Annotated in this window: 22 protein-coding genes; 5 read left to right on the top strand and 17 right to left on the bottom strand. The window is 70.3% G+C overall.

The annotated features are described in order from the left end of the window. Positions 1 to 46 precede the first annotated feature (46 nt). Positions 47 to 4,444: a MobF family relaxase gene (mobF, locus tag AB0B39_RS23735; RefSeq protein WP_357575411.1), complete on the top strand. Its 4,398-nt coding sequence runs from the start codon at positions 47 to 49 to the stop codon at positions 4,442 to 4,444. A gap of 55 nt (positions 4,445 to 4,499) precedes the next feature. On the opposite strand, the gene AB0B39_RS23730 is transcribed toward mobF, so the two are convergent. Beyond that, on the bottom strand, positions 4,500 to 4,859 hold the full coding sequence (locus AB0B39_RS23730) for a hypothetical protein (protein WP_357575410.1): 360 nt from the start codon (positions 4,857 to 4,859) through the stop codon (positions 4,500 to 4,502). Between the two features lie 141 nt (positions 4,860 to 5,000). Between AB0B39_RS23730 and AB0B39_RS23725 the strand changes: the two genes are divergently transcribed. From AB0B39_RS23725 to AB0B39_RS23715, 3 genes are all read left to right on the top strand, one after another. Next, positions 5,001 to 6,173, top strand: coding sequence for a helix-turn-helix transcriptional regulator (locus AB0B39_RS23725; RefSeq protein WP_357575409.1), 1,173 nt, complete (start codon positions 5,001 to 5,003; stop codon positions 6,171 to 6,173). A 200-nt stretch (positions 6,174 to 6,373) separates the two neighbouring features. Next, entirely contained in the window at positions 6,374 to 6,682 is a 309-nt protein-coding gene (locus AB0B39_RS23720; RefSeq protein WP_357575408.1) for a hypothetical protein, read from the top strand. Positions 6,683 to 6,691: 9 nt separating this feature from the next. After that, positions 6,692 to 6,874 carry a hypothetical protein gene (locus AB0B39_RS23715; RefSeq protein ID WP_357575407.1) on the top strand — a complete coding sequence of 61 codons (183 nt, stop codon included), beginning with the start codon at positions 6,692 to 6,694 and terminating at the stop codon, positions 6,872 to 6,874. A 158-nt stretch (positions 6,875 to 7,032) separates the two neighbouring features. Here AB0B39_RS23715 and AB0B39_RS23710 read toward each other — a convergent pair whose 3' ends face one another. The 10 genes from AB0B39_RS23710 to AB0B39_RS23665 form a co-directional block, all read right to left on the bottom strand. Further along, complete coding sequence (locus AB0B39_RS23710; RefSeq protein WP_357575406.1) at positions 7,033 to 7,296, bottom strand: hypothetical protein; 264 nt, start codon at positions 7,294 to 7,296, stop codon at positions 7,033 to 7,035. Positions 7,297 to 7,527: 231 nt separating this feature from the next. Continuing rightward, positions 7,528 to 7,866, bottom strand: coding sequence for a hypothetical protein (locus AB0B39_RS23705; RefSeq protein ID WP_357575405.1), 339 nt, complete (start codon positions 7,864 to 7,866; stop codon positions 7,528 to 7,530). 88 nt (positions 7,867 to 7,954) lie between these two features. Then, positions 7,955 to 8,128 (bottom strand): hypothetical protein, encoded by a 174-nt coding sequence (locus AB0B39_RS23700; protein ID WP_357575503.1) that lies wholly within the window; start codon positions 8,126 to 8,128, stop codon positions 7,955 to 7,957. A 45-nt stretch (positions 8,129 to 8,173) separates the two neighbouring features. Further along, positions 8,174 to 9,067, bottom strand: coding sequence for a hypothetical protein (locus tag AB0B39_RS23695; RefSeq protein ID WP_357575404.1), 894 nt, complete (start codon positions 9,065 to 9,067; stop codon positions 8,174 to 8,176). Then, positions 9,067 to 9,561 (bottom strand): hypothetical protein, encoded by a 495-nt coding sequence (locus AB0B39_RS23690; protein ID WP_357575403.1) that lies wholly within the window; start codon positions 9,559 to 9,561, stop codon positions 9,067 to 9,069. The genes AB0B39_RS23695 and AB0B39_RS23690 overlap by 1 nt, the downstream gene beginning before the upstream one ends. Before the next feature lie 19 nt (positions 9,562 to 9,580). Then, positions 9,581 to 12,313 (bottom strand): hypothetical protein, encoded by a 2,733-nt coding sequence (locus AB0B39_RS23685; RefSeq protein ID WP_357575402.1) that lies wholly within the window; start codon positions 12,311 to 12,313, stop codon positions 9,581 to 9,583. After that, the gene (locus AB0B39_RS23680) at positions 12,300 to 14,225 is read right to left on the bottom strand and encodes a hypothetical protein (protein WP_357575401.1); all 1,926 of its coding nucleotides are present in this window, start codon (positions 14,223 to 14,225) and stop codon (positions 12,300 to 12,302) included. Before AB0B39_RS23680 ends, AB0B39_RS23685 begins: the two co-directional genes overlap by 14 nt. Before the next feature lies 1 nt (position 14,226). Beyond that, positions 14,227 to 14,499, bottom strand: a complete 273-nt coding sequence (locus AB0B39_RS23675) for a hypothetical protein (RefSeq protein ID WP_357575400.1) — start codon at positions 14,497 to 14,499, stop codon at positions 14,227 to 14,229. Positions 14,500 to 14,507: 8 nt separating this feature from the next. Next, the gene (locus AB0B39_RS23670; RefSeq protein WP_357575399.1) at positions 14,508 to 14,888 is read right to left on the bottom strand and encodes a hypothetical protein; all 381 of its coding nucleotides are present in this window, start codon (positions 14,886 to 14,888) and stop codon (positions 14,508 to 14,510) included. Next, on the bottom strand, positions 14,881 to 15,162 hold the full coding sequence (locus AB0B39_RS23665; protein WP_357575398.1) for a hypothetical protein: 282 nt from the start codon (positions 15,160 to 15,162) through the stop codon (positions 14,881 to 14,883). Before AB0B39_RS23665 ends, AB0B39_RS23670 begins: the two co-directional genes overlap by 8 nt. A 122-nt stretch (positions 15,163 to 15,284) precedes the next feature. On the opposite strand from AB0B39_RS23665, the gene AB0B39_RS23660 reads away from it, so the two are divergent. Further along, the gene (locus AB0B39_RS23660) at positions 15,285 to 15,440 is read left to right on the top strand and encodes a hypothetical protein (protein WP_357575397.1); all 156 of its coding nucleotides are present in this window, start codon (positions 15,285 to 15,287) and stop codon (positions 15,438 to 15,440) included. Between the two features lie 3 nt (positions 15,441 to 15,443). On the opposite strand, the gene AB0B39_RS23655 is transcribed toward AB0B39_RS23660, so the two are convergent. The 6 genes from AB0B39_RS23655 to AB0B39_RS23630 all read right to left on the bottom strand — a co-directional run bounded on the left by AB0B39_RS23655 (position 15,444) and on the right by AB0B39_RS23630 (position 17,955). Beyond that, positions 15,444 to 16,013: a hypothetical protein gene (locus tag AB0B39_RS23655; protein WP_357575396.1), complete on the bottom strand. Its 570-nt coding sequence runs from the start codon at positions 16,011 to 16,013 to the stop codon at positions 15,444 to 15,446. 73 nt (positions 16,014 to 16,086) lie between these two features. Then, the gene (locus AB0B39_RS23650; RefSeq protein ID WP_357575395.1) at positions 16,087 to 16,542 is read right to left on the bottom strand and encodes a hypothetical protein; all 456 of its coding nucleotides are present in this window, start codon (positions 16,540 to 16,542) and stop codon (positions 16,087 to 16,089) included. After that, a complete protein-coding gene (locus AB0B39_RS23645) occupies positions 16,542 to 16,841 on the bottom strand; it encodes a hypothetical protein (RefSeq protein ID WP_357575394.1) in 300 nt (99 codons plus the stop codon). Before AB0B39_RS23645 ends, AB0B39_RS23650 begins: the two co-directional genes overlap by 1 nt. Continuing rightward, positions 16,842 to 17,198: a hypothetical protein gene (locus AB0B39_RS23640; RefSeq protein WP_357575393.1), complete on the bottom strand. Its 357-nt coding sequence runs from the start codon at positions 17,196 to 17,198 to the stop codon at positions 16,842 to 16,844. Then, positions 17,189 to 17,668: a hypothetical protein gene (locus AB0B39_RS23635; protein ID WP_357575392.1), complete on the bottom strand. Its 480-nt coding sequence runs from the start codon at positions 17,666 to 17,668 to the stop codon at positions 17,189 to 17,191. The genes AB0B39_RS23640 and AB0B39_RS23635 overlap by 10 nt, the downstream gene beginning before the upstream one ends. Positions 17,669 to 17,685: 17 nt before the next feature. Then, positions 17,686 to 17,955, bottom strand: coding sequence for a hypothetical protein (locus AB0B39_RS23630; RefSeq protein WP_357575391.1), 270 nt, complete (start codon positions 17,953 to 17,955; stop codon positions 17,686 to 17,688). Positions 17,956 to 17,965 lie beyond the last annotated feature (10 nt).

Raw genomic sequence — 17,965 nt, 5'->3', positions numbered from 1 at the left:
GTAGGTGTTTGATCATGGCCCGCGAGCGGGCCGGAAGGGCAAGATCATGGCCGTCGGAATCTCAAGCGGACACTCGGCCGAGTACCTGTACGGGCAGGTCGCCGGAGGGCGCGAGTCTTACTACCTGGACGCCGCCATCGAGGGTGAGCCGCCCGGCCGCTGGTCGGGCGGCGGCGCCGCGAAGTTCGGCCTGACCGGTGAGGTCGCCCCCGAGGACATGGAGGCCCTGTACGGCAAGTTCCTGGACCCGCGCGACCCGCGCTGGCAGGACCTGGCCACCCGTGCCGAGGCGGCGCACCTCGGGCAACGGCCCGGCAAGTACCGCACCCCGGACGTCATCCTCGCCGAGGCCGTGGCCAAGAAGTACGGCATTGACGCGTCACGCGTCACGGCGATGTACCGCGACGCATACGACGGACACGCCGGGTGGGAGAAGGTGCTCCGTGACGCATTGGTTGACGCAACCGGCGCACTGCCCGAGGACATCGCCCCGTTGATCCGTGACGCACGCAAGGGAGCGAAGGCGGTGATGTTTCACGACGTGACGTTCTCTCCGGTGAAGTCTGTGACGGTGCTGCACACCGCGTACGCGCGGATGGAGTTGGATGCGCAGCGTGACGGTGACGAGGTCGCCGCGGCCGAGTGGGCGGCGAAGCGCCGCGTCGTCGAGGAGGCCGTCTGGGAGGGCAACCAGGCGATGCTGCGGCACATGAACGACGTCGGCGGGTACACCCGCATAGGCCGCAACGGCACCCGGCATGTCGATGCCCCGGACTGGACGGTCGCGTCGTTCTTTCAGCACACGAGCCGGGACCTGGACCCGCAGCTCCACATCCACAACGCGATCTTGAACCGGGTGGTGTGCGACGACGGCGAGGCCCGCAGCATCGACGGGAACTTGCTCTACAACAACAAGCATGGCGCCGGGACGATCGGCGAGCGGGTGATGGAGGAGGCGCTGTCCCGCAAGCTGGGTGTGCGGTGGAAGATGCGCGCGGATGGGGTCGCGCGGGAGGTCGTGGGCGTCGACCAGCAGGTCATGGACATGTTTTCGACCCGCACCACAAAGATCACGAAGAAGCTGGCGGAGAAGATCGCCCTGTTCCGGGAGAAGGTTGGCCGGGAACCGACCCGGTTGGAGATGGACCGGTTGCGCCGACAGTCGACGCTGTCGACCCGACGGGCGAAGTCCCACGATGGTGAGACGAAAGAGGAGCAACTGGACCGGTGGGCGGAAAAGCTGCACACCTCGATGGTCGGTGGGCTGCACCGGGTCGCGCACACCGTCGGCGGGGTGCCCGGCGAGGCGTTCGTCCAGGTCGCCGAGGAGTGGTCGCCGTCGGGTGTGATCGCCGAGGCGGTCGCCGCGTGCCAGGCGAAGCGGCCGGCGTTCGGCCGGTCGGAACTGATCCGCCAGGTGCTGCTGGCACTGCCCGACCACCTCGGCGGCCTGGAGTCGGACGAGGTTACGCGGCTAGCGGAAAAGTTGGCCGACCAGGCGCTCGCCGATGACAGCCTGGTCGTGCAGGTCACCGGCCGGCAGGTAACCGCCGACGTCCCCGACGAACTGAAGCTCGCCAACGGGCGCAGCTCGTACGCGTCGCCCGCCGGTGCCCGCTACGCCACCCGGGATCACGTTGTCGCCGAGCAAGCGTTGCGTCGTGCCGCAGTGCAGCGTGGCGCCCACGCCCTGCCGGTGCCGGCGGTTGAGGACTGGCTGGAGTGCGACCCGGTTGGGCAGATGCTGGGTCCGGACCAGGCGGCGGCGGTGAAGGGTTTGCTGACCTCTGGCGCGCGACTGTCGGTGCTGTCCGCGCCGGCCGGCACCGGCAAGTCGTTCACGGTCGGGGCGGTCGCGAAGGCGCTGAGCGATCTGGACGGTGGGCGAGTGTTCGGCCTGGCAACGTCGCAGATCGCCACCGAGGTTCTGGCCGACGACGGGGTCACCGCGATGAACACCGCCCGCTGGCTGCTGGTGCAGGACCGGCTGGCGGCGGGCACGGCGTCACTCGACGACATGCGGTGGGCGCTCAACGACAACGACATCGTGGTGGTCGACGAGGCGAGCATGGTCGACACCCCGGACCTGGACCGGATCCGGGAGTACGTCGAGCACCGGCGGGCGCGGCTGCTGCTGGCCGGCGACCCGCGCCAGTTGGCGTCGGTTGGCGCCGGTGGTGCGATGGAGATGGTGGTCGACGGGTGCGCGGAGGTGCACACCCTGTCGGAGGTGCGCCGGTTCCAATCCGAGTGGGAGAGCCGGGCGTCGCTGCGGCTTCGCGAGGGCGACGTGACCGTTCTTGACGAGTACGACCGCCGGGGCCGGATCCTGGACTGCGGCACCCTGGACGCGGCCACGAACTCGGCGGCCCGCGCGTACCTCGGCGACACCCTCTCCGGTCTGCGGTCGCTGGTGGTGTGCCAGTCCAACGAGGCAGCCGCGGCGGCGTCGGCGACGATCCGGGACCACCTGGTCGGGCTCGGCCAGGTGGCCGCCGACGGGGTGGCGTTGGGCCGCGACGCCGGCAACCTGGCTGGTGTTGGTGATCTGGTGATGGCGCGGCGCAACGACTGGTCGCGTGGGGTGGTGAACCGGCGCCGCTACCGGGTCGCCGAGGTGCGCGCCGACGGGTCGATGGTGGTGACGCCGGAAGGCGCCACCGAGGTCCGTGTGCTGTCGGCCGAGTACGTGCAGGAGCACCTGGTGCTTGGGTACGCCGGCACCGTCCACGCCGCCCAGGGCGTCACCGTGGACACCTGCCACGCGGTGTCGGACGGGTCGCTGTCGCTGGAAGGCCAGTACGTGGCGATGACCCGAGGCAAGCAGGGCAACACCATGCACGTCGCGACCTTCGCCGAGGACCAGGACGCACCCACCGGTCTGACCCACGAGCAGGGCCGGCGGGCTGCGGGTGCGGTGCTGGCTGACGCGTTCGAGCGGGACGCCGAGGAGCAGCGGGCCGCCCTGTCGCAGAACCTGTCCGACCATGAGCGGGTCACCTCGATGCACACCATTCAGGCGCAGCGGGAGGAGGCGATCCGGATGGTGGGTCGCACCCGGGTTCGGACGTGGCTCGACGAGCTGGCCGCCGACGGGGTGATCTCCGAGGTTGAGCGGGCCTCGTTCGCCGCCGATCAGGGCACGGAACAGTTGGCGCGGCAGTTGCGGGCGGTGGAGCAGGCCGGCCACGACCCGCAGGCGGCGCTGCGGGACGCCCTGGCGGGCGGGACGCTGGACGGTGCCCGGTCGATGGCGCAGGTTGCCCACCACCGGATCAGCACGGCCTTCAAGGAGGTCGGCCTGACGCCGGTCCCGGGCGCTGCTGAGAGCATCCCGGAGGATCTGCCGCAGCAGTGGCGTGACCACCTCGGCGAGCTGGCCGAGCGGGCAGAGGACCGGCGCCGGGAGTTGGGGACGCAGGCCGCCCAGGAGCAGCCGCAGTGGGCGGTGGAGACGCTGGGTCCGGTGCCGGACGACCTGATGGAACGGATGGAGTGGGAGCACCGGGCGAGCCAGGTTGCCGCGTACCGGGAGGCCGCCAACCACGACGATCCGGTTGCGGTGCTGCCGCCCAGCCCGGGGATCTCGGCGACCGAGAAGCGGGCCGCCTGGCATGAGGCGTGGCGGGCCGCTGGTCGACCGGAGGCGGGCCAGGAGGAGCAGGACCTGTCCGATGGGGCTCTGCGGGTGCGGGTGAAGGCGTGGCAGCGGGAGCAGGAGTGGGCGCCGCAGTACGTGGATGCGGAGATGCGGGCCACCGGTCAGCAGGCGGCGGCGCACCGCCAGGACGCGGCGTTGTTGAAGGCTCAGGCTGAGGCTGCCGCCGATCGGGTCGAACGTGACCGGCTGCTCGCCGAGGCTGAGGAGAAGGAGGCGATGGCGGGGATGCTCGCCGAGGTCGAGCAGGATCTTGAGCTGGCGGCGGACGCGCGGGCGACCTGGTTCTTGGAGACCGCGGCGACCCGTGAGGCTGCCGAGCGCGCGGAGGCTGAGCTGGCTTCCCGGGGCCGGGATGTTGGCGGCGAGGAGGATCGGGTGACGGCGGATGAGTGGCTGGCGGCGCACGCGGAGGCCATGGCTGCGGAGGATCCGCACCGGCCGGTGATGGAGGCGGACCTGGTCGACGAGGAGAAGGCGGCGGGCGTGGATCTGGTCGACGAGGTGTCGGCGGATGAGCGGACTGCCGACGTGGCCGAGGTCGACGAGGTGGCGATGCCGCGGGGCGTGCCGTCGCAGGTGGAGACGGCGGCGGCGGTGGCGGCTGCTCGGTTGGCGTTGGTGGAGGTCGCGGACCGGCGTAGCGCGGAGGCGGCGCACGCGGAGGCTGAGGCTGCGCGGCAGTCGACGGCCGCCCAGCAGGCGCGTGAGGCGGCGTGGCGGGCTGAGCATGCCCAGCAGGCTGAGTCGCGGTCGGCGAGCCGGGAGTCCGACATGGCTCTGTGACAGGCACGCGAAAGCGGCCCCGGACCGCGAGGTCCGGGGCCGCTTCGTGTTGTGGTCAGGGTCGTGCGGGGGCGGGCCGTGTGGGCAGCAGCGGCACCTCGTCGCTGTAGCCGGTCGCGTAGATCAGCATCCGGTACACGCCGCGTGCCCATGCCGTCGTTTCGGCGTCACCCAGCCGGGCGGTGCCGGCCATCATCAACTGGTCGACAATTGCATCCCGGTCGGCGACGGACTCTTTGTCCGGCTCCATCGGCGGGTGCGGGGTGTATCCGCACACCCACCAGGCTGCGGCGACCATGCCGCCAACCCACAGGTTGGTGTCGTCCCGCCGCCACTCGTCGGCGCACACGTCGACGGCCTGAAGGAACTCTTCGGGTGGCCGACCGAGCGCGCCGGCTGGGATGTTGGCGGGCATTCACTGAGGGTCGCATAGACGTGCGACACCTTCAATGACATCTCCAGGACGCATAGACGAACGGGTACCGTGGCAGGTGGCGGGCTGCCGGGGTAGAGGCCGGCAGCGCCGCCGCCCAGCCCTCTACCTGGGAGCACCACCATGACGTCTCACGTCGACCCGCGTTTCGGCGCCACACTCCGGCAGCTCCGTGAACAGTCCGGCCTGTCCCTGCGGGCACTCGGCCAGCTCACCCACCGGGGTAAGAGCCACCTGCACGAACTGGAAACGGGCAGCAAAGCGCCCACCGTTGACACCGCCCAGCACCTCGACCAGGTGCTCAACGCCGGTGGTGCGCTCGCCCGGCTGGTCACGGCGCCCGTCGACCACGAAGCGGAAGCCGACGACCTGCTCCAACGGGTGGCCGCCAGTGACGTCAGCGCGGAAACCCTCGCCCGCATCGAACAGGGTGTGGACGACCTGGCCAGCCTGTATCCCACAACCGCCCCAGTGGACCTGCTGCCCATGGTTCGGCGGCACCTCGCGTACGTCACCCGCCTACTCGACGGGCGGGTCACCCTCACCCAGCAGCGGCGGCTGGTTGTCGCCGGTGGGTGGCTGGCGGTGCTGCGGGCCACCGTGCACATTGACCTGCAACAGCCCGGCGCCGCCGCCGCGCACCTCGCCGCAGCGTCCGGGCTCGCCGGTCACGCCGAACACCCGGAGATCCTGGGCTGGTGTTTGGAAACCCGGGCGTGGGAGGTGCTGACCCTCGGCGACTACCAGACCGCCGTGCGACTGGCGCAGCAGGCGCAGCAGGTCGCCCCAGTCGGCAGCTCAGCCCACATTCAGGCGACAGCGCAGGAGGCACGGGCGTGGGCGAGGATGGGTGACGTACGCGAGACACGCCGGGCGTTGGAGCGGGTGGAACGGTTGACGGCGAACCTGCCCGTTCCGGAGCGGGCGGAGCACCACTACCGGTACGACCCGGCGAAAGCTGAGGCGTACACGGCTACGACGCTGGCGTGGGCTGGCGACCCGGGCGCCGAGCAGGTCGCCCGGCAGGTGCTGGCGAACCTGGATCCGCTCGGCGACGGTGGTAGCCGGCCGCGCCGGTCGGCGTCTGCCCGCCTGGATCTCGGGTTGGCGTTGGCCACCACAGGCCGCCCCGACGAGGCGTCCGCGTTCGCTGTGGAGGCGGTAACGTCGGGCCGTGTGGTGCCGTCGAACTGGTGGCGGGCGCGGGAGGTGCTGCGCCGGGTTGAGCAGTCCGGAGCACCCGAGGCCGCCGACCTGCGGGACGTGTTCGAGCAGTTCCGTCCGGTCGGGAAGTAGCGGACAGGGACAGCGGACAGCGGACAGCCGCCGACGTCGAGTAGCCGTTGACCCGCCGTAACGTCCTGCCCACGGGACGGCGGTGGCGAACATCAACCCGAGGTGTGTGCGACCGTGACCGCCGTCCCGCCGAGAGGCGGGGGGCGTCCGCGCCGGAGATGACCGGGCGCCCCTCTGCCACTGACGGAGGGACGCTGACCATGCTTCCGATCCCGACCACCGTCCGCGAAGCCCGAGAAGCCGAACTGGCCCGAGGTCGCCGGGCGGTCGCCGCCCTCGACAGGCGGCTCGGCGGACAGCACACGCCCCGCCGTCCGCAGTGGGACTGCGACACCTGTGAGCAGGCGTGGCCGTGCGACCCGGCGCGGGTGCGCCTCGCTGAGGCGTACGGCCGCGACCGCATCGGCCTGTCCATGTATTGCGGGGCGTTGCACCCGGTGGCCTCCGCCGAACTGTCGGGGGCGGCCCCAGGTGAGTTGTGGGAGCGGTTCGTCGGCTGGACGCGCTGACTGTGCGCCGTGGGCAGCATCCACCGCGGCGACGAAGGGCTCCACCACTCCGACTGGTCGCACAGGTGGTCCGGTGGTCCGGCCGACGAGGCGGGGCAAGCAGCCTGGCAGGCGGCACTTCACGCGCACATGGACGACCATCGGCGCGGTGAGGACATGAAGCGCAAGCCGGCCGCGCCCGCCCGCGACTAGCCCGGAAACGACGAAGACGCCCCACCAACCTCCGGTAGGAGGCGGTGGGGCGTCTTCGCGCGGTCTGCCGCTGGGGATGAGCAGGCCGGCGGTTACTGCTCCCGCTGGGAACAGCAACGGTCCAAGGGGTACCCCCTAATTGGGGGACGCGGTTGGGTTCAGTTGGGGCGGTTCCCGGGCGGCGTCGAGCGCAGGCGCATGAAGTACGAGACGGCGGCCACGGCGACGGTCTTCATCACCGAGATGCCCACGACCGTCCAGTATTCGCTGGTGAACGCGCCGTCCCAGCCGGAAACGGCGTCGTAGATGACGGGCAGCGCGGCGATGGCCACGTCGGTTGCGAGGCCCTGCACGAAGGTACGCGCCGCACGATTGACCGCGTCGGCCTTCGCCGGAAGCGGCACGGTGGGGGTGGTGGTCATTGGCTCTCCCGGGGCATGAAGAAGGCCCTGCACCCGGAGTGGGGGCGGGCCGGTTGGTGTCAGGTGGGGCAGGGTCAGCAGCGGGCTATCCTTGACGTGGAGACCCAAAGGCCGGTGACCCAAGAACACTGCGAGTAGCGCACTCAGTAGAAAGCGCAGCACCGTGGTTGAGGGGAAGGGGCAACTCCGTGAACCCGGCGCAAGGCCCCGACCTCGGTCGGGGCCTCTCTGCTAGCAGCGTTGCGACGGCGGCGCCGGCAGCGGATTCGCCTGCCTGGTCGCGTTCGCCTCGTCGCGGCTCAGGTTGTACTGCCGCAGCGCCTCAATCCCTGATCGCGGATCCTCGGCGATGCTGCGGAACAACCGGTCCTGCGCCTGCCGGTCCTGTTCGGCCGCCTCATACCTGGCCGCCTGGCTGCGGTTGCTCGCCTCGTTGTAGTCGGCGAGGCAGGACGTCAACTGCACCTGCTGCACGTTCACGTACACCGACAGCCCCAACGCCAGGAAGGCCACCAGCTTCACGGTCATGTTCGCGGCCGGCGAATTCAACGCCCGCACCACCCGCGCCATCACTTCCGCCCCCGGTTCACGATCGGCCGCAGCAGCAGACCAACAACGGCCGCACCAGCGAGGGAAAGCAATGCTTGGAGGCCGTAGCTCACTGCGAAGACTCCTCAGAGTTGGACGACCGGGAACGGCCGATGAACGGCGGCGACAGGGCAAGGACAAGGGTTGCGGGCACACCCAACAGGATGGCGTCCGGCAGTTTGTCCTGCACCAGGTAGGCGATGACGACCGCCGACCAGCCGCCCAAGCCGACAAGCATGGTCAAGTTTCGGACCCAGGTCGACATCGGGCCCCCGTTCGGGTTGCTGGGTTAGTCCGCCAGCCGGGCGGCGAGCGCGTCGGCGACCTGCTGCGCCACCGTGGGCGGGATCGCGGCTGCGATCTTCTCCGGGGTCAGCCCGGCGAGAACGCCCGAGATCACGATCTGCTCGTCCAGGTCCCGGTCGCCCTTCGCCATCTCCACGAGCAGCGCCAGCGGGGAACCGGGGGCCGGCTTGAGGAATCCGTCCATCTCGCCGAGCGGCGACACCAGCCAGTCCCGCAGGTTGCTCATGTCGGCGTAGACGTGGCCGACGGTCCGCTTGTCGTAGCTCGTGGCGCGGGTCAGCTTGTCGGACTGTTCCATGTCGGGTACCTCCACAGGTGGGGCCGGTTTCGGGGGCGGGGTCGGCCGGATCAGGCCGATGCTGGTCAGGTAGCGGCGGAACAGGGGCCGCTGGTCGCGGCCCGCCTTGATCGCGTCCCGGAAGAAGCTGAAGTGCGTGTGCCAGCGGTGCGAGCTGTCGCCGCTCGACCGCTTGCCGAGGCGATCCCACCGCTTCACGGTGGTGCCGTCGGGGCTGTAGATGATCTCCCGGATATCCCGGGTGTCCGCCGCTCCCGCCTTGCACTGGCCCACACACCACAGTGAGAAGCTGGCCAGGGTGTGCGTACGTCCGCCGGAACGGACCGAGAAGCCGCCGACGTCGAGCGCCGCGGCGTCGAGAGTCAGGCCGTTGCGGTCCCGGGACGACTCCCGCAGCGAGTAGTCGTCCGAGTCGAGGCGGTCGGATCCGCAGTGGTAGCCGCCCCGATGGGCCGCGTTCCCAACGATGCCGACCTCCGCCGGCTCCAAGTCGGCGTCGCGGACCCGCGCCTCGTCGATGTTCAGATGGGCGAGGAGCAGCGACCGGACGGCCAGCAGGTTGGCAGGTGCGCGGGTCATCAGGCGACCTCCACGCCGCAGCCGACGTACTCGTAGGCGAACCCGCACGGCCGGACCACCAGATACCGGGGCGACGTGGCGTTGGCGTACACATTCACGGTGGCACCAGACGACGCCACCACCGTCAGCGCCACATCGGCGGTCAGATCAGTGGTCGCCGACCGCACCAGCACGATCGACCCGTTGGCCATGGCGGTGGTGCCGGCGGAGGTGCCCACACACGTCACCCGCCCGTACTCGCCCCAGTCGGTACCCGCCGCGTTGGTCTTCCGGATCCGGAACAGTGCCTGAGAGGCCGCGGTGCCGTACACGCCGCCCCGCATCTGCACCTCATACGCCCACCCGGCCTTGAACGTCACACCCGCCACGGTCAGCGACACCAGCTCGGTGGTGCCCACACCCGTCTGCGCCGCAGTCGACAGGGCGCTGAACGTGGGTGGCCGGTTAAGTCGAGACGGGAACAGGTAGTTCCCGGACGCGATCGGTGCTGGCATCGTCATGATGCTGGTCCTCTCAAAGTGGAGAGACTGCCGGCTGCCACACGTCAACCTCGGTGCCGGTGGGCCAGGCCCGCTGGACGCCGTTGACGCCGCGGGCCGAGACGGTGGCGGTTTGTGGGCTCGACGTGCCGGTGATCCCCGAGAGGGTCATCCGCTCCCCGCCCACGCGGACATCCATTGGGAAATCCGCTGCGGCGGTGGTCCACACACCGTTGCTGACGGTGGACGCCAGCAAGAACGACGCCGCCGACGACGACAGGGGCGCCGCCAGCGTCGACCCATCCGCCGGTGCCCGCTGCGCCCCGTCGGCTTGGGCCACGTCCCACGGGGCAGCCGGGACGGGCACCACCTGCACCAGCCACGACCGGGGACCGATCGTCTCCGTCCAACCCAGCACGAGCCGGTCCAACGGGCCGGGGGGATGCTGTGCGGGCGGGTTGGTGCGCACGATCCGGGCACCGACCTGGCACGACAGCCAGCCGTCGAGCAGGGTCGGGTTCGCCGCCAAGTCGATGGGAAAGGTGGCTTCCCGCAGGTCCACGTCGGTGTCGAGGTGAAGCCGCCACGTCGCGTGGTCGAGCAGCCGGGAGTCGTCGGCGACGTTCAGCTCGACGCTGTCCGGGTACACGCCGCGGCGTTGACTCACCGGATCGCTGGCCACCGCCGACGAGCCGTTCGGGCGCTCGACAAGCCACTCGTTGCGGATGTCCTGGTCGTCGTACACCGGCACCAGCGGGTCCGCCGCGCCGCGTGCCTGCGCGTAGGTGGCCAGGTCGACGGTCACGTCAACGGCCTTGTTGTACCGGGCTGCTCTCGGCAGGTAGGCCAGCCGAGGGCCGCGCTCGTGCAGGATCCCGCCGTCGACCGCCTCACACGACGCCAGCAGGTTCAGGAAGGTGTCGACCTCCTGCCGGCCCATCGCCTCGGTGTCGTCCGGGTCACCGGCCACACCGACCGGGATGCCCTGCTCTACGCCCAGGCGGAGGATCCGCCGGCCGGCGGTCTCCCCGATGTAGCCATTCGACAGCTTCGTGAAAGACACCGTGATCTCCGGGCCGACCTGCCCGAACACGGCCATGTGGCCGACAGACCCCGGAAGGATGCTGCTCGGGCCCACAGTGGCCGAGGAAACGTTGCCGATCGAGCCCGTGTACGAGAAGAACCCGGCGATGTCAGTGCGGTAGACCGTGTTGGATCCCAAGCCATGCCAGTAAATCCGGGCCTCGACGTTGCCGCCGTTCTGGGTTGCCGACACAGTCATCGCCACCCACCTGGTGGGCGCCGCCTGCTCACCGTGAAGTTGACCTTTATCGAACACGATGCTGCCGGCGGCGTTGGTGCCGTACCACCGGTAGCCGCCGTTGCTGACCTGGAGGATCCATTCGGTGACGGTGCCCGTCGACTTCAGGCGCAGCAGAGTCACGTCCCCGCCGGGCGGCAGCGCATCCAACTTGAGGTAGCAGACGAACGTCCACGCCGTGTTTCCGGCGGGCGGACGATTGGTGAGCGTGACGAACGACGACGCCGAGTTGAGGCGGACACTGGTGGAGGCACCCGGCAGGGAGTCATCCGCGCCGTACGCCACGTCGAACGCGCTGCCCGGTCGGCCGCCGGGAACCACGTTCGCCGGCAGCGTGCTGTCGTTGCCGTCTTCAAGCGGCAAATAGCCGGTCGGCGCGAACGCGCTGAGGCCCCGGAAGATCGGCGAGGACACCAGGCTGCGGCCCTGCCCGAGGCGGCGCAGGACACCCGACGCGGTGATCCGCACCGCCGAAGCCGCCTGCCCCGCCACACCCGTCGGCAGGTAGGTGGGTTCCCACTGATCGGCGCCGCCGGAGAACCGGTCCACATACACGGTGTACGTCTTGTGCAGGGCGGTGACCGGCAGGGTGTTGGAGTTCCCGATGACCAGCCACGACTGGCAGCCGACCCGACCCGTCCAGGTGACCACACTGTCGGTGGCGGTGATGTGCCACCCGGCCGGCTCGGGGCTGGCCGTCGGCCATACCTTCACCCCCAGACTGGTGCCGGACACGGCCGCCCGCACCCGCAGGTACGTGTTCGCCGAGTACGACACGCCGGGCACCACGCCGAGGGTCGCCAGGTCGACGTGCCCGGTGGCTGGGGTATAGCGGCTGAGTTTCAAGGTGACAGTGCCGCCCGGGTTGAACTCGCAGCGCGCCCAGTAGTAGCCCGCGCTCGTGTAGCGGAACACGAACCCCGTCACCAGCGACGAGCCCGACAGCAACGCCGATGCAGCGATGTCGGCGATCTGCTCACTGTCGTTGAGCGTGACCGCCAGGCTGGCGCGACGGATGGTGTTCGTGTCCGGGTGGGACTGCCGGCCGACACCTGCGGCGACCGAGTACGCCGACGTGACTCCGTTAACCAACCACTGGTCGCCGGCCGCCGTGGTTCCCCACCCGTTCGATGCTGTCCGCGCGAACGTGTCCTCCACCCGCCGCAAACGCACCCGCACAGGGGTGTTCAGGTCGACGTTCGGCCAGTACGGGGACATGGGGTGCAGAGGAGTGAGCGCCCCGTCGTCGTTGATGAGGGTGACCGTGCACGTTCCCGGTGACACCCGAGCGGCACCGCCGGACTTCCCGGCCCGCAGCCGGATCGGTTCGGCCCGCAGACGCGACGACAGGCTCGTCCACGCCCAGGTGCCCGGGTCCGCTGCCACGTCCGCCCCAAACGCGGCATCAACCTCGATCGGTAGGTCACGGTCGTCAGGCCACGCCACTGGAACTCCCCAACGCGGCTTGCGCGCTGCCGCCGTAGTAAATCCGAGTGTGGTCCCGGATCGCCCGCATGATCGGGTCGCCGTCACCGCCAACCCATTCGGCGACCAGCGGGGCCGGAGGTGGAGCCGTGGTGGACAGCCCGTAGCCGCCCCCGGGGGCGACGGAGAGCGGCGACCCGTCGAGCGCGAACGTCGACGCCAGATCGGAAGCCGCCGACCGTGCCACACCCAGGTTGCCGGTGACGCCGGACGACAGGAGGTTGACGATGCTCTGACCCGAGTAGTACGGGTTACCGCTGCCGGACAGGGGGCCGGTCTTGGCCGGCGAGTAGGGGAAGTGGTCCCTGATCATCTGCGCGCCCTGCGAGATGACGGCGCCGAGGTCCGGGAACCGGGACCGGATGCCGTTGATCAAGCCGGCGACCACGTTCCGGCCAGCCTGGTAGAGCAGGTTGTCGAGGCTGCCGACCGCCGACCGGATCCGGCCGGGCAGTCCGCTGAACGTGCCAGAAACGCCGTTGAGCGCGCCACGCGCCCCGCCGGTCAGCCGATCCCACAGGCCGGTGAACAGGCGGATCGTCGCGCCGATGAACGCCTCAACCCTCTGCTTCACCGACGCCGTTCCGCCGGTGAAGATGTTGACGATCACCGCCCAGGCGGCGGCGATGCCGGCGACCATGTCCTTGACGTTCTGGAACAGCCCGCCGAACGCGGCACCCAATGCCCACACCAGGCTGCCGGCGATACCGATCACGTGGTTGATCAAGTAGAAGATGACGTTCAGGGCATCGGCGGCTGCCGGACCCAAGTCGGCCATCAGCATCAGGAACCGGCCGACCGCGTCCCCGAGCGGACCCAGGTTGAGTGCGATCACCTCCAGGATCGGGCCGGAGGCTTGCACGGCGGCGACCAGGCCGGGCATCGCTTCCTTCACGAACGCGGCGATGCCCTCGGCCAGCCCAGGAATGTACGGGCCGATCGCGGCGAACATCTGCTCCAGCGACGGGCCGATGTCCACCACGAGCTGTTGCAGCGTCTCCATGGCCCGCAGCAACGGACCCGGGGCCTGCTCTGTACCCAGCAGCGGCCCGGCGGCCTTCGCCAGCGTGTCCTTGAGGGTGGTCGACAGTTTCCCGGCCGCCGACTTCAACCGCGGGTCGTCAGCCAACGCCACAATGCCCAGGCCGATGACCCCACCACCGAGGGCGGCGAGGATGCCGCCGGCGATGGTCGCCGCGATCAGCGGCGCCACCAGCACGGCCGCAGCGGTCAACCCTAGGAATGTGGCCGGGCCGGACAGGGTGGAGATGCCCGCGCCGAGGCTGCTGACGATGCTGGCGGCCAGGGACCGTCCGACAGTCTCACCCGACTTGTCGACGGTGCCGTTGCGAAGCGGCTTGTCGACGTCAACGTCCACGTCCGCGCGGATGCGGGCGCGGACAGTGCGGGCCGCCTCGTCGACCTGCGCCCGCAGTTGCCGCTCATACTCGGCTCGGCCGGCGGGTTCGGTGGGCACGTCAGCGGACAGGCTGGACTCAACCGCGTTGATCGCGGCAGACACGTCGGCGCGCAGACCATCGGTATCGGCGCCAACGTCAACCTGCACCGCTTCACGGGTCAGGGCAGCCAACTGCCGTCGAACGTCGGCCTGCAACGCCGCCGTCAACGGGTCCAGCTTGACTGGCAGAACCGGCTCCCGGCCGCGCCGCACCGGCAGTTCGTCGGGCATGTCCCGGGGGTCAATCTCCGGCTTCACCGGCACGCTGACCGTGGTGCCTGCGAGGGCATCCCCGATCAGCGTGTCCAGCTTCGACCCGGCGAACTCCCGCGCGATGTCCTTCTTGAGAGCACGCGCGAAGCCCTTCGCCGACGGGATGAGCCCCACGTAGGCGGTACCAGCCTCCGTGGCCATGTCACCCCCATGCCTTGATCAGTCCGAGCCGTTCCAGGCGTCCCACGTACTCACGGCGCCGCTTCTCCGCTCGCGCATCCGGGCGTTTGATCGGCTTCGGCTTGGAGCCCTTGCCGCCGCCGCGCTGCCAATTCGCGCCCGCCAGCAACTCCACGGCGCTGGCCAGCAGGTGATCGCCTGTCGACCAGCGGGCAGCCTCACCGTGTAGCGCCAGGCCGAGCGGCGATTCCGGCGGAAGATGGCGGATCATCACCAGCAGCTCCCGCCGGGTCACCTCGCCGATCAGGGCTTGACGGAGCGACGTGCCCGGGTAGTACCGGCGGAGCGACGCGTCGACGGCCCCGCCGTGCTCTCGGATGAGCCGGGCGAGGCCGGCGATTCCCCCGGCTTCGTCCCGGAGTGCGCCTGCCAGCGGCGGAACAGCTCACCCATCGCGCCGGCCGGCTGTGGCAGCTCGTCGAACCGCTCCCACTGCTCGGGTCCGAGGCCGCGGCGGAACAGCGTCTGGATGGCCTCCACGTCGCCCTGGTCGGCGACTTCCATCACCCGCCAGTCGGTGTCCTGGGCGTGGGGCAGCGCAAAGTCCTGCCCGCCGTAGCGGAACCGGTACGGCACTTTGCGGTGCTCGGCGACGTACGCGTCGAGGTCGAAAACGTCAGTCATGGGCGGGCGCTCCAAGATCGGGGGCGGGCGGGTTCCACAGGTCGGCCGCGCGGTCATCGGCTGGGCCACGCGTCGCAGGTGGCTTCTGGCCGGCGGAAGCGAGCAGCGCGGCGATCTGCTTGCTGCGGTCCGCCGAGCTGGGTCGGGCCGGCTGAGGTTCGATCAGGCGGCACAGCAGCGCGACCGCGTGGTCGTCGGTGATGCCCTCGGCGACCAAGGCGGTGAACATGAAACGAAGGTCGGCGGCGAACTGCCGCTGCTTCTCGGTGGGCACGAGCGGCCCCTTTCGGGCGGGCGATGCGGGCTTGAGCACCGGCGGGCCCCGCGCCCGCTGACAGACCCGCCGGTGCGATCAGGGGGCAGCCCGACGTTGCGGGCGCCCGGCATGATGACCGGATGTCACAGCCACCGGTCGTGTACGTGCAGCAGCAGGGCTCCGGGTGCGGACGCGTCCTGTTCTGGCTGCTGATGCTGTTCGTCGTCGCCCCGGCGGTGATGTGCGCCGGATGGGTAGTCCTCGGCCTGCTCTTCACCGCCGCCGACGGCCAGTAGCCGCTACGGCGTGGCCATCTGGGCGTCGAGGAAGTACCGGTACGCCACCACGCCGGAACCGTCCACGTAAGCGGACAGCGTCCACTCGTAGACCGTCACGTCACCCGACGACCAGACCACGTCACCGCGCTCGGTCACCTCCGCCTTCGGCAGGTACACGCGCTGCGCCCGGGTCGCCCCGTCCATGCCGTGCAGCACCCACGCCCGGATGTCCGTCGCCGCCGGCTTCTCCGCGACGCTGGCGCCCTCGGCGGTCTGCGTGATGGTGCTGCCCGGGTACTGAATGCCCAGGTTGAACAGCGACGTCTCAGCCGCAGCGAAGGTGAACGTCTTGGTGAACTGACCGGGGATCCGGCGGGCCAAGGCGTTGCCCTGCCAGATGAACACGTCGGTGCGGTCCTGGTTGGTGGCCTCGGTCAAGCCGTCACTGGAGATCGCCCCGACCTCCTTGAAGCCGGACGCGAGCGCCGTCGTCGCGTTGGTGGGGGCGGTGATCGTGCCGGGGCTGGTGGGGCTGTGCGTTGCCACAAGCCCGTCGGTGTACGCCCGGATCAGGTCAATGTTGACCGCCATGGGTCATCCTCCTGCGTGCATGGTGAGGGCCCGGCGGTCGCCGGGGACTTGGTCGCGGGCGCGACAGTGGGGGTTACGCGGGCCGGCCGCGCATGCCGATTTCGACAGTGAGTTGGGTGATCGTTCGGGTGTTGTCGGCCGGGTCCGGAACCGGTGTCGGCCCGGCGAACGTGCCCACCCGAGAGCAGGTCACCGGCCGCGGCCACCCGGGCACCGTCACGTCCTGGCCCTGGATGCCGCGCAGCAGCGCCCACACCAGTTGGGCAAGGGCCTGCCGGTTCGCCTCATCGCTGGTCGCGCCGGTCGAATACCACACCTGCGCCTGCAACCGTGGGTTGTCGGCCACCATGTGCAACTCCGTGCCGCCGAGCCGGCGCAGGCGCACATACTTCGTCGGCGACGAACCGGGGGTCACCTTCGTGCCGACCGTCACCCCGGACGCGTACGGCTCAGACCGGTCGGCGAGGCGGGCACGTAGCCACGTCACCGCCACCAGCTCCGCGTCCGGGTACAGGGCAACTGGGCGCATCAGGCGTTCCGCGCCGCGTCGATGCTGGACGTCAGAATGCCGTGCTTCGCCTCCACCGCCAGCCCCGAGGGATGGTCGAGAGTCACGGTGGCACGTGCCCGGCCAAGACCGGCGCCCACATTCACCGTCACCGGCAGCGCGATCCGACCCGGATCACCATCAACCCGGATCCCCGCGGCCTCCACCTCGGCGGCCACCGCCAACGCCTTGCGCCCCAGGATCGCCTGCACCTCTTCGGAACGCAGTAGGTCCCGCATCCCGCGTCCCTTGAGTCGAACGCGGGTCACCTTGATGGACATCTACCCCTCCACCCGGTTGCAGTAGACGACGGTCCCGAACGCGGTCGCCGTGAACGGGTTCACCCAGTCGAACGGCTCCCCAGTCACCTCGTACGACCGGCCGCGAACCTCCAACCGGTCCGCTGCCGTCACGTCGGCGCCGGACGGCATGAACACCATCAGGTCGGAGACGACCGCGTTGCGGTCACCGGTGAGGGTTTCCGTCCCGCCACCCTTGGCTCCCTGCGCCACCGCGCACCCGTCGTAGGGCGTGGTCGCTGCGGTCGCCCAGTCGCGGGCCTCGTTGCCGTAGTCGTCCCCGATGAGGCCGGCGCGGACAACCGTGACGGTTTCCCCGGCCGGGAACGTCACGGCCACGACACCACCTCGTACAGCGGGCCGGACCCGGTCAGGTCCGCCCCACACGAGCAGTACAGAGCGCCGAAGTTCACGGCGCAGACCAAGGAATGCGAGATGCCCCCGCCGGGGGCGGTGTCGACGGAGAACGCCGCCCGTGGCCCCTCGTCGCGGCACAGCGCCTGCAACGCCTCAATCTCCGACGGCCACAAGTTGAACCCCACCCGTTGCCGGGTGTCGACGGTGACCGAGTACGGGCCTGCGGTCTGCTGTTGCAGCGCACCCGATCCGGCCTCCGCCCACCGCTTCACCGCACCCAACAGGATCAGCTTCGCCTCCGCGAGCTGGTCGACGGTGGGGGCTGGGTCGGTGGAGGCCAGACAGGGGGCGACCCGCGACGCCTTGGCGTTCGCGCCGGCCACCATCGCGTCGACCAGTTCCGCCTGCTGCAAGGCGGCGGGCAGGTCGGTCACCTTGATGATCTCGGCCACGGGTCACCCCCTCCCGGTCACTGCTCGGCTCGGTCGTCGTCGGCCGTGAGGGCGGCGATCAGGTCCGCCTTCAGCCCTTCGGCCGACACCAGGTCGGCCTCGGCGCGGCCCTGGTTGCGTCGCTCGATCTCGGCCTTCAGGTCGGTGACCTTCATGCCCTCGTACCCGCTGTCGGAGTTGCCGGCCGCCGGCTTGGCCTGCCCCTCGGGCACCCACGAGGAGTCCATGACCTTGTCGTCGCGGACCTGCACGCGGGCGCCGCTGACGATGTGCGTGTAGCGAGCCATCAGATCCGCC

Origin of the sequence: Micromonospora sp. NPDC049114, from assembly GCF_040648635.1 — a bacterium.
Lineage (GTDB): Bacteria > Actinomycetota > Actinomycetes > Mycobacteriales > Micromonosporaceae > Micromonospora.
The sequence above is the reverse complement of the archived record's forward strand: the minus strand, read 5'-3'. Positions and strand labels throughout refer to the sequence as shown.

What these genes read in the sequence shown, in the direction of transcription:
- AB0B39_RS23720 (WP_357575408.1), top strand. Translation starts at nt 6,374, where the DNA reads ATGCTTCCGATCCCGACCACCGTCCGCGAAGCCCGAGAAGCCGAACTG.
- AB0B39_RS23660 (WP_357575397.1), top strand. Translation starts at nt 15,285, where the DNA reads ATGTCACAGCCACCGGTCGTGTACGTGCAGCAGCAGGGCTCCGGGTGC.
- AB0B39_RS23705 (WP_357575405.1), bottom strand. Translation starts at nt 7,866, where the DNA reads ATGGCGCGGGTGGTGCGGGCGTTGAATTCGCCGGCCGCGAACATGACC.
- AB0B39_RS23710 (WP_357575406.1), bottom strand. Translation starts at nt 7,296, where the DNA reads ATGACCACCACCCCCACCGTGCCGCTTCCGGCGAAGGCCGACGCGGTC.
- AB0B39_RS23670 (WP_357575399.1), bottom strand. Translation starts at nt 14,888, where the DNA reads ATGACTGACGTTTTCGACCTCGACGCGTACGTCGCCGAGCACCGCAAA.
- AB0B39_RS23630 (WP_357575391.1), bottom strand. Translation starts at nt 17,955, where the DNA reads ATGGCTCGCTACACGCACATCGTCAGCGGCGCCCGCGTGCAGGTCCGC.
- AB0B39_RS23680 (WP_357575401.1), bottom strand. Translation starts at nt 14,225, where the DNA reads ATGGCCACGGAGGCTGGTACCGCCTACGTGGGGCTCATCCCGTCGGCG.
- AB0B39_RS23695 (WP_357575404.1), bottom strand. Translation starts at nt 9,067, where the DNA reads ATGACCCGCGCACCTGCCAACCTGCTGGCCGTCCGGTCGCTGCTCCTC.
- AB0B39_RS23725 (WP_357575409.1), top strand. Translation starts at nt 5,001, where the DNA reads ATGACGTCTCACGTCGACCCGCGTTTCGGCGCCACACTCCGGCAGCTC.
- AB0B39_RS23645 (WP_357575394.1), bottom strand. Translation starts at nt 16,841, where the DNA reads ATGTCCATCAAGGTGACCCGCGTTCGACTCAAGGGACGCGGGATGCGG.
- AB0B39_RS23650 (WP_357575395.1), bottom strand. Translation starts at nt 16,542, where the DNA reads ATGCGCCCAGTTGCCCTGTACCCGGACGCGGAGCTGGTGGCGGTGACG.
- AB0B39_RS23730 (WP_357575410.1), bottom strand. Translation starts at nt 4,859, where the DNA reads ATGCCCGCCAACATCCCAGCCGGCGCGCTCGGTCGGCCACCCGAAGAG.
- AB0B39_RS23690 (WP_357575403.1), bottom strand. Translation starts at nt 9,561, where the DNA reads ATGCCAGCACCGATCGCGTCCGGGAACTACCTGTTCCCGTCTCGACTT.
- AB0B39_RS23655 (WP_357575396.1), bottom strand. Translation starts at nt 16,013, where the DNA reads ATGGCGGTCAACATTGACCTGATCCGGGCGTACACCGACGGGCTTGTG.
- mobF (WP_357575411.1), top strand. Translation starts at nt 47, where the DNA reads ATGGCCGTCGGAATCTCAAGCGGACACTCGGCCGAGTACCTGTACGGG.